At 65.8% G+C, this 9590-nt stretch carries 9 protein-coding genes and 1 tRNA gene; 9 read left to right on the forward strand and 1 reads right to left on the reverse strand.

Annotated elements, in window-relative coordinates; all coding sequences use genetic code 11:
• Window positions 1–3: 3 nt before the first annotated feature.
• From AVJ23_RS03660 to selD, 8 genes are all read left to right on the forward strand, one after another.
• Window positions 4–2136: a chemotaxis protein CheA gene (locus tag AVJ23_RS03660; RefSeq protein ID WP_058860759.1), complete on the forward strand. Its 2133-nt coding sequence runs from the start codon at window positions 4–6 to the stop codon at window positions 2134–2136.
• Entirely contained in the window at window positions 2129–2596 is a 468-nt protein-coding gene (locus tag AVJ23_RS03665; RefSeq protein ID WP_058860760.1) for a chemotaxis protein CheW, read from the forward strand. The genes AVJ23_RS03660 and AVJ23_RS03665 overlap by 8 nt, the downstream gene beginning before the upstream one ends.
• A complete protein-coding gene (locus AVJ23_RS03670) occupies window positions 2593–3459 on the forward strand; it encodes a CheR family methyltransferase (RefSeq protein ID WP_058860761.1) in 867 nt (288 codons plus the stop codon). Before AVJ23_RS03665 ends, AVJ23_RS03670 begins: the two co-directional genes overlap by 4 nt.
• Complete coding sequence (locus tag AVJ23_RS03675) at window positions 3460–3846, forward strand: response regulator (RefSeq protein WP_058860762.1); 387 nt, start codon at window positions 3460–3462, stop codon at window positions 3844–3846.
• Between the two features lie 5 nt (window positions 3847–3851).
• Window positions 3852–4202 (forward strand): DUF8776 family protein, encoded by a 351-nt coding sequence (locus AVJ23_RS03680; protein WP_058860763.1) that lies wholly within the window; start codon window positions 3852–3854, stop codon window positions 4200–4202.
• Between the two features lie 40 nt (window positions 4203–4242).
• Entirely contained in the window at window positions 4243–5319 is a 1077-nt protein-coding gene (locus AVJ23_RS03685) for a CheB methylesterase domain-containing protein (RefSeq protein WP_058860764.1), read from the forward strand.
• Window position 5320: 1 nt separating this feature from the next.
• Window positions 5321–5857, forward strand: a complete 537-nt coding sequence (locus tag AVJ23_RS03690; RefSeq protein ID WP_058860765.1) for a chemotaxis protein CheD — start codon at window positions 5321–5323, stop codon at window positions 5855–5857.
• A gap of 114 nt (window positions 5858–5971) precedes the next feature.
• A complete protein-coding gene (selD, locus tag AVJ23_RS03695; protein WP_058860766.1) occupies window positions 5972–8128 on the forward strand; it encodes a selenide, water dikinase SelD in 2157 nt (718 codons plus the stop codon).
• Here selD and mnmH read toward each other — a convergent pair.
• Window positions 8110–9168, reverse strand: a complete 1059-nt coding sequence (mnmH, locus tag AVJ23_RS03700) for a tRNA 2-selenouridine(34) synthase MnmH (protein WP_058860767.1) — start codon at window positions 9166–9168, stop codon at window positions 8110–8112. The genes selD and mnmH overlap by 19 nt on opposite strands.
• A 139-nt stretch (window positions 9169–9307) precedes the next feature.
• On the opposite strand from mnmH, the gene AVJ23_RS03705 reads away from it, so the two are divergent.
• Window positions 9308–9382 (forward strand) — tRNA-Phe (locus AVJ23_RS03705).
• Window positions 9383–9590: the final 208 nt, after the last annotated feature.

A 9590-nucleotide genomic window follows, 5' to 3' on the forward strand; every position in this document is an offset into this window, starting at 1 on the left:
CCGATGTCGGGAAACGCGATCCGGGATACCTTCTTCGAGGAATGCGAGGAGCTGCTCGAGGCGCTGGTCGAGGGGCTTGCCCAGATGGAAGAGGCGCCCGACGACCTGCAGGTCGTCAACGCCGTCTTCCGGGCGGTCCATTCGATCAAGGGCGGTGCCGGCGCCTTCGCGCTCGACCGCCTCGTCACCTTCGCCCATACGTTCGAAACGGTGATGGACAAGGTGCGCGACCGCGACCTTTCGGTCGACGACCGGTTGATGGCTTTGTTCCACCGCTCCGGCGACATGCTGTCCGACCTCGTCGCCGCGGCACGCGACGAGACCCCGCTCGATCCGGCCGCCGAGGGCGAGCTGATCGAGGCGCTTGAATCCTATCTCGGCCCGGCCTCCGAGGAGGAGGAGTTCAGCTTCGACGCCGTCAGCCTCGACCTCGGCGGCGACACGCCTGCAAGCCTGCCCGAGATCCCGCTGGCCAAAATAGCCGACAGCGCGCCGGATGGGGCGGCGACAGGCCCCGCCTCGGAAAAGACCTACCGCATCCGCTTCACCCCGACCCGCGCGCTCTACGAGAATGGCCACGAACCTCTCCTGCTCTTCGATGCACTCGCCGAGCTGGGGACACTATGTGTCTTGCTGGACCTCTCCGGCCTGCCCTCTTTCGATGCGTTCGATCCGCAGGACTCCTGTCTCGACTGGACCCTGCTGCTGACAACCGCTGAGCCGGAAACCGCGCTCGACGAGGTCTTCGAATTCGTCGAGGGTCTGTGCACGCTCGAGATCACGACCGCGCCCCCGCCGGCCCCAACTGAGGCAGAGTTGCCGACCCCTGACCTGCCGCAGCCGGCCGCCCGACCTGCCCCCCCTGCTGCTGAGAGCGCCGCAGCCCCGCCGCCGCCCAAGCCCGAGGCGCGTGGCCCGAAACCTACGCTGCGCGTGGATCTCGACCGGGTCGACCGGCTGATCAACACGGTGGGTGAGCTGATCATCAACCAGGCGATGATCTCGCAGCGCATCGAGGAGCTAGACCTGCCCACTGTCGCCCATCTCACCAATGAGCTCGAGGCCTACAAGCTGCTCGCCCGCGACATTCAGGAAGGCGTGATGGCGATCCGCGCGCAGCCGGTCAAACCGCTCTTCCAGCGCATGTCGCGCATCGTGCGCGAAGCCTCGGACGCGACCGGCAAGAAGGCGCGGCTGGTCACCGTCGGCGACTCGACCGAGGTCGACAAGACCGTGATCGAACGCCTTGCCGATCCGTTGACACACATGATCCGCAACGCCGTGGACCACGGGCTTGAACACCCCGAGCGGCGCCTTGAACGGGGCAAGGAGGCGCAGGGCACGATCCGCCTTTCGGCCTCGCACCGCTCTGGCAGTGTCTTCATCGAGATCGCGGATGACGGTGCCGGGCTCGACCGCGCGGCCATCCTGCGCAAGGCACGGGAAAAGGGCCTCGTCGCACCAGAGGTTGAGCTCACCAATCCCGAAATCGACAACCTGCTGTTCCTGCCGGGCTTTTCCACGGCGAACCAGGTATCGAACCTCTCCGGCCGCGGGGTCGGGATGGACGTGGTCAAGAACGCGGTACAAGCCCTGGGCGGCCGGATCTCCATCACCTCGATACCCGAAAAGGGCACGACCTTCACCATCGTCCTGCCCCTGACATTGGCCGTCATGGACGGGTTCGTGATCTCGGTCGCGAAAGAGACGATGGTCGTGCCAATCGCCTCTATCCTCGAGACGATCCGCCCCAATGCGCGCGACACGCATGTGATCGGCACGTCCAGCGAGGTGGTCAAGATCCGCGGATCCTACGTGCCGATCGTCGACGTGGCTGCCAATCTCGGCCTCGACGCGGGCGATGCGGATCGCGGCGGAAGCATCCTTCTGCTGGTCTCGACCGAAACCCAGGGCCTGACCGCGCTGCGCGTGACGGGGATTCACGACCAGCGCCAGGTCGTGATCAAGAGCCTGGAGAGCAACTACGCCGCCATCCCCGGTGTCTCGGCCGCCACGATCCTCGGCGACGGCAAGATTGCCCTGATCCTTGATCCCGACGAGCTGATCAAACTCTCGCGCCTGTCCGAGCCCGAGGGGACGGAGACCAAACTGATGCCGGAGCCTGGACATGTCTGAAACAGCAGAACAGAAAACCGACGACCTCTTCGAATTCATCACGTTTTCCGCCGGGCAGCAGAGCTATTGCCTCGAGATCACGCAGATCCGCGAGATCCGCCGATGGACGCCGGTCACCGCCTTGCCTCACACGCCCTCCGACGTGCTGGGCGTCATGAACCTGCGGGGCGCGGTGATCCCGATCTTCGACCTGGCGGCCCGCTTCGGACTGGGGCCCACGCCCGCCAACGAACGCAATGTCGTCATCGTGGCCACCGTGTCCGGCATGACGGTCGGGCTGCTAGTGGAATCCGTCTCCGAAATCCTGTCGGTCGAGACCTCCGCGATCCAGGAAACCCCGGACATCAAGTCCGAGGCGACCCGCAACAGCATTCTCGGCGTCATCTCGGTCAACCAGTCCATGGTGCGCGTCGTCAATCTCGACGCCGTGCTCGACACGCAAGGACCAGTCCAGACATGAGCACCGGGATCGAAACCGGAGACATGATCTTCTCGGACAGCGACTACCGCGCGCTCGCCGCGCTCGCTCGACGCAATTACGGTTTGAACCTTGCCGACAGCAAGAAACCACTCGTCCATTCACGCCTGTCGCGCCGCCTCAAGGCTCGTCGGGTGGCGGGTTTCAAGGAGTACCTCACCCTGCTGCAGGATCGCGCGGAAGAGGCGGAACGTCTTGAACTCATCTCCGCGCTCACGACAAATGTCACCAGCTTCTTCCGCGAAAAGCACCATTTCGACATTTTGACCGCGCATTTGCGCGACCACGTCGCGGCGCGCGGGCGTATTCGGATCTGGTCTGCCGGCTGCTCGTCCGGACAGGAACCCTGTTCCATCGTGATGACGGCGCTGGCCGGCGGGCTCGATCCGGGTCAGACTGATTTCAAGGTATTGGCGACTGATATCGACCCCAAGATCGTCGAGAAGGCCCGCACAGGAACATTCACAGAGGACGAGTTGTCCGGCCTGTCGCCGGATGACCGGAAACGCTGGCTCGACCGATCGGGCATTGACCCCAAGGCCTGGCAGATGTCGCCTTCCATTCTGTCACATATTGCCTTCGCGGAGTTGAACCTGATTTCGCAATGGCCGTTCAGCGGGCCGTTCAGCGCCATCTTCTGCCGCAACGTCGCGATCTATTTCGACCAGCCCACGCAGCAGACCCTCTGGGCGCGGCTCTGCGACATTCTGGAACCGGGCGGGCTGCTCTTCATCGGTCACTCGGAACGGGTCACCGGGCTGGCGACGCGGCAACTCAAACCCGTCGGGATCACGACCTACCAGAAAATCGACGCCGCCAGCGCCCTTTCGCCAACGGAGGAATAGATGAGCATCAAGCAAAGCCTGCGCGTCATGGTCGTGGATGACATGGCCACCAGCCGCGGACTGATCACCCAGGCGCTCGACGATATCGGGATCAAGAATTACGTGACCGAGAATGATGGGCGCAAGGCGCTGGACACCTTGGCGAAATCTCCCGTGCATCTTGTCCTTTCGGATTACAACATGCCCGGTCTTGACGGGCTCGGTCTGCTGAAAGCGGTACGTACGCACCCGGCGACACAGAAGACCGGGTTCATCCTCGTCACCGGCCGCCCCACGCCCGAAATCGTGGCCGAGGCAAAACGCCTCGGCCTCAACAACATGATCAAGAAGCCCTTCACCTCGGATTCGATGAAGAAATGCATCGAAAGCGTGGTGGGGCGCCTGTGACCGGCATGGACCGGGACAGAGTGCCACTCGCCGATGTCACAATGCGCGTCGTATCGGAACTGCATATCCTGACCGACCGGTTGCGCAATCTCGAGGACGGTGTCGAAACGCTTCTGCTCGCGCCGGGCCCTTCTGTAAGCGGCGATGGCATCAGGATGCTTCAGGAAATCGACGTCACGCGCCAATCCATCGATGCACTGGCGGATTTCCTGCACGACCTCTGCCTGACGGCAAATTGCGAGGGGCGCGTGTCTCTCTCCGACCCGCTCGATCGTATCCAGCTGAAAGACCTGTCCGCGCGGTTGCGTGGTGAACGGCCCATCGCGAACCCGACAGGATCGATGGAGCTGTTCTGATCATGACCGCAGGGCAGACAAACAAAGGTGCCGCATCCGGATGAAGACCGTCATCATATCCGCTCCGAACCCGGCACAAGGCGCCAAGCTCGCACGGGCCGTCGATGCAATGACCGGGTTCCGGGTTGTCGCCCGTGCCAGCGACCTGATGGGCACCTTTGCCGAGGTCGAGGACCGTCTGCCCGACGCCGTACTCATCGCGGAAGCCCTGGCACGACTGCCGGAATTCGAGGTCATGCGCGCGCTGTTTTCTGCGCATGACGTGCGCTGGCTGGTGATCACGGCCGCGCAGTTCCCGCAGACGCCCGCCTTCTGGCGACAGATGGCCGGCCGACGGCGAACCGACCTGATGGCCATTTGCGGCACGGCCCCGGTCGGAGACCTGAAGAGCCGGCTGCTGTCCCTGACCCGTGCCGGTTCGCAGCCGCACGTCATCCCGGCTCGACGGTCCGACGATCCGACATCCGATGCAATCACGCCGCTTGCGCAGGAACCGTCGGCGACGGACACCCACGCGCCAGAAAAAAACGAGCGCGTGATCCTGATCGGCGCCAGCACCGGCGGGGTGGACGCCCTGATCACCGTCTTGTCGGATTTCGATCGGAACTGCCCGCCCACCCTGATCGTGCAGCATACCGGAACCGGCTTCGGCGCGAGCCTCGCCGACCTGCTCGATCGACAATCCGCCGCGACAGTCAGGCTGGCCGGATCCCCAGCCCCGTTGCGCCGGGGCGAGGTCACGATCGGGGCTGGCCTGGGTGAACACCTTTGTATCTCGCCCGATCCGCCTTTGCGCCTGTGCCTGCAGCCCGGCCCGCCAGTTTCGGGGCACAGGCCCTCGGTCGACATGCTGTTTCACTCCGCGGTGCGTCTTGGCACCCGTATCAGCGCCGCCTTGCTGACCGGCATGGGCCGCGACGGCGCCGAGGGGTTGAAGGCATTGCGCGACGCCGGCGCCCTGACGGTGGCCCAGAACGAGGCAAGCTCGGTCGTCTACGGCATGCCCCGCGCCGCGGTCGAACTGGGGGCTGCTCAGATCACCCTGCCCCTCGACAGGATCGGCAAGGCCCTACTGTCGGGCCACATGCGCGCCCAACCGCAGAATGCGAGGCCCTGACATGCCCCGACCGCACGGACAGAAGACAACCAACGTGGTCCAGGGCGAATACGCCATTTCCGAGGATCCCGACGAAATGCTGACAACGGTGCTCGGCTCCTGCGTGGCGGTCTGCATGTTCGACACCGGGCGAGGCATTGGCGGCATGAACCATTTCCTGTTGCCCAGCCGCCCGGGAGAGGCCGGCGCGAATGTGCGCTACGGCGCCTACGCGATGGAACTGCTGATCAACGGCCTTCTCAAGCGCGGCGCGGCGCGCGACCGCCTGCAGGCCAAGATGTTCGGCGGGGCCAGCATGATCGGGAATGTCCGGGATATCGGCGCCCAGAATGCCGCCTTCGCGCGCCGCTTCCTCGCGGATGAACGGATTCCCTGTCGCGCCGAAAGCCTTGGCGGCGTCTGCGCCCGCAGGATCCGGTTCTGGCCGGTCAGCGGTCTTGCCCGCCAGATGCTTGTCGAGGGACCGGTCGACCGGGTCGCCCCGCCGCGGCCCGCTGCGAAACCGGCGCCGGCCTTCCCGGCCATCGAGCTGTTCTGATCATGGGCCACCCAAGACACGCGACGGCACGGCGCCTTGCAAACCCACCACGAAACCGGGCAACTGTGCGCGTCGGGGCCAAGGCGCCCCTGCCACGACCGGACCGGGGATGTCATGCAGGCGCAGAATCTACCACTCACACGCGATCTGGTCTTGATCGGCGGCGGGCATACCCATGCTCTGGTCCTGCGAAAATGGCTGATGTCGCCCCTGCCCGGCGCGCGTGTCACCGTGATCAATCCCGACCCCGTGGCGGCCTATTCCGGCATGCTGCCGGGCTATCTTGCCGGGCATTACAGCCGCGAGATGCTGGACATCGATCTCGTCCGCCTCTGCCAGGCGGCCGGTGCGATCTGCGTCATCGGTGCGGCGGAGGCGCTGGATCTAACACGGCGCGAGATCCACGTGCCAGGGCGACCACCGATCCGCTTCGACGTGGCCTCGATCGATATCGGCATCACCAGCGCCATGCCGGACCTGCCCGGCTTTGCCAGTTTCGGCGTGCCGGCCAAACCGCTCGGCCCCTTTGCGGAAGCCTGGTCCGCCTTTCTTGCCCGTGGCGAAGACGCGAATGTCGTCATCCTCGGTGGCGGTGTCGCCGGGGCCGAGATCAGCATGGCCCTGGCCCACGCCATGCGGCGCAACGGCCTGCGCGGGCAGGTGCACCTCATCGACCGCAGCAAGATCCTGTCCGACATGGCAAGCCCTGCACGACACCGCGTGCGAGAGGCGCTGGACGACCTGGCCATCCAAATCCACGAGGATGCGACGGTCACCTCAGTGGAGGAAGACGGCGTGACGCTGGATGGCGGTGCCAGGATCACCGCCGGCTTTGTCTGCGGTGCCGCCGGGGCGCGCCCGCATGGCTGGCTGGCCGAGACGGGTCTGGACCTGACCGAGGGCTTCGTGACCGTCGGCCCCACACTGCAGACCTCCGATCCGGCGGTGTTCTCGGTCGGCGACTGCGCCCATATGCGTCACGCCCCACGCCCCAAGGCCGGGGTCTACGCCGTGCGACAGGCCGAGACGCTGTATCACAACCTGCGGCAGGCGCTTTCCGGGCGCGGCACGTCCAAAAACTACAGGCCGCAAGCGGACTACCTAAAGCTGGTCTCGCTCGGCGAAAAGGCCGCCTTGGGCACACGGTTCGGGCTGGCCTTTTCCGGCCAATGGGTCTGGCGGTGGAAGGACCGGATCGACCAGGCTTTCATGGACAAGTTTCGCGACCTGCCGCAGATGGCCCTGCCCGATCTGCCGGCCGAACATGCCGCAGGCGTCAAGGAGGCGCTCGGGCCCAAACCGATGTGTGGCGGATGCGGGGCCAAGCTGGGTCAATCAGCGCTTGGACCGGCGCTGGCCGGCCTGCCGTCGGAGCGCGCGGACATCCCCGGACGGCCGGGCGACGATGCTGCGCTGTTGCTGACCGGTGGCGCCCGGCAGGTGATCAGCACGGACCACCTGCGCGCCTTCCTGCCCGATCCTGTGCTCATGGCGCGGATCACGGCGGTGCACGCGCTCGGCGATATCCACGCCATGGCCGCGACGCCTCAGGCCGCGCTGGCCCATGTCATCCTGCCGCGCATGTCCCGCGACCTGACCGAGCGCACGCTGAACGATATCATGCAGGCCGCGCGGGCCGTGTTCGATGCGGCAGGCGCCCCGATCGTGGGCGGCCACTCCTCCTTCGGGGCCGAGATGACGCTGGGCTTCACCGTCACCGGGTTGAGTGCCGCCGATCCCATCGGCCTGACCGGCGCCCGCCCCGGCGACGCGCTGATCCTGACCAAGCCGCTGGGCTCCGGCGTGATCATGGCGGGTCTCATGTCCGGGGCCGCCAAGGGCCAATGGGTGACCGAGGCGCTGGAGCACATGCAGCGCGACCAAAGTGATGCCGCGCGGATCCTCGCTGATGCCCACGCCATGACAGATGTGACAGGCTTCGGCCTTGCCGGGCACCTGATGAATATCTGCGCCGCCTCCGGCACGGGCGCACGGCTGGCACTGGACGCAATCCCGCTGATGGAGGGCGCGCTCGACTTGTCCGCGCGCGGCACCCGTTCCACGCTCTACCCCGAGAACCGGCGCATCCTGCCCGACCTTCCGCAGGACCCGCGCAGCGATCTGCTCTTCGACCCGCAAACGGCGGGCGGGCTGTTGGCGGCCGTGCCCGGCGATCCCGCCCCGCGCCTCGCCGCGTTACAAGCCGCGGGCCACGTCGCGGCCCATATCGGCCAGATCACCGGGGAGCCGGGTCAGATCGTCACGGAGTGAACCGTCTCGGCAATCCGGTCGGCGAGGTCATCGAGCTGCGGCGCCTGCAACCCCTCGGCCGACAGGCGCGCGAGTATGCGAGGGGCAGTGGCACTCTTGGCCTTGTCATAGGCCGGATCGTAATGCGTCTCGGCCAGCGAACGGCACAATTCTACCCGAGCATCACGCGCGATCAGGTCGTTCCAGGCGTCAACCAGCGCATGCCCGCGATGGTAGCGCAGCGGATCCAACCGCGCCCGCAGGGTCGGCGCATCCGCGAGGATATCCGCGTAGGCCTCCGCAAGGTAACGCGCCCGCGCGTCGAGCGGCGCCTCTACCTCGATCCAGGGGGCAACCTTCATGCCCGCCCAGAGCGATTGCGGCACAAGGCGCGCCCCGATCTTGCTGCTCTCGGCCTCGACCACCACCGGTCTTGCCGGATCCAGCGCCGAGAGTTGCTGCGCCAGCCGTGTCTCGAACGCCTTCTGGCTTGGCTGCCCGCCGGGCAGATCACCCAGGAGCGAGCCGCGATGCTGCGCGAGACCCTCCAGGTCGAGCGTCTGGATCCCGCGCGCCGCAAGTCGCGGGAGAAGCGCGGTCTTGGCCGTGCCAGTATACCCTCCCAGCTGCAGGAAGCGGTGGGGCAGCGCAGCGTCATACAGCGTCTCGACGACGAGCCGCCGGAAACTGCGATACCCCCCGTCGATCGTCTCGGCCCGCCAGCCGATCTCGCGCAGCATCCAGGCAAAGGCACCGGACCGTTGGCCCCCGCGCCAGCAGTAGACAAGGGGCCGCCACGCCCCGTCATGATGCGCAAGGCGCGTCTCGACATGCTGCGCCGCGTTGCGGAACACGAGCGCCGCACCGATCTTGCGCGCGTCAAACGGGCTGACCTGTTTGTACATGGTGCCCACCCGCGACCGCTCGGCATCGTCGAGCACCGGCAGGCTGAGCGCCCCGGGCACGTGATCCTCCGCGAATTCGGACGGGCTGCGCACATCGATCACGCTGTCATAGCCGTGGGAAAAGAGATCGTGCAGGGTCGTGAAAGTCTGGCTCATACTGTCAGGACCTAGCGCCAAGCGCGGTGCAATGGAAGCGCTCGCCAAATTGCGGTTTTCGCAAAAAACCCACTGGACACTCCCCGACACCTCGGCTACCAACCGCCCACCCGAAGCGCTGGACACAGCGCTTCCCCGTGCCCGGGTAGCTCAGGGGTAGAGCAGTGGATTGAAAATCCTCGTGTCGGTGGTTCGATTCCGCCCCCGGGCACCATTTCTGAATTTTGCTGCTTCCTTTCAGTGATTTAGGCCCTATTTTTGTTCCACCATCTCCAACCGCCGCTGAAAGTGGGACACTTTTGTCTGGTGTTTGTTCACCCGGATATGGCCTGCCCCTATTGGGTGGTCCGGTTTCAGTCTTAGTGCATGACGGGTCTCGGCGCCAAGGTAGATGCCTGGGGCGGGGGCGATCCGCCATCTCG

Origin of the sequence: Pseudoponticoccus marisrubri (genome assembly GCF_001482405.1) — a bacterium.
GTDB lineage: Bacteria > Pseudomonadota > Alphaproteobacteria > Rhodobacterales > Rhodobacteraceae > Pseudoponticoccus > Pseudoponticoccus marisrubri.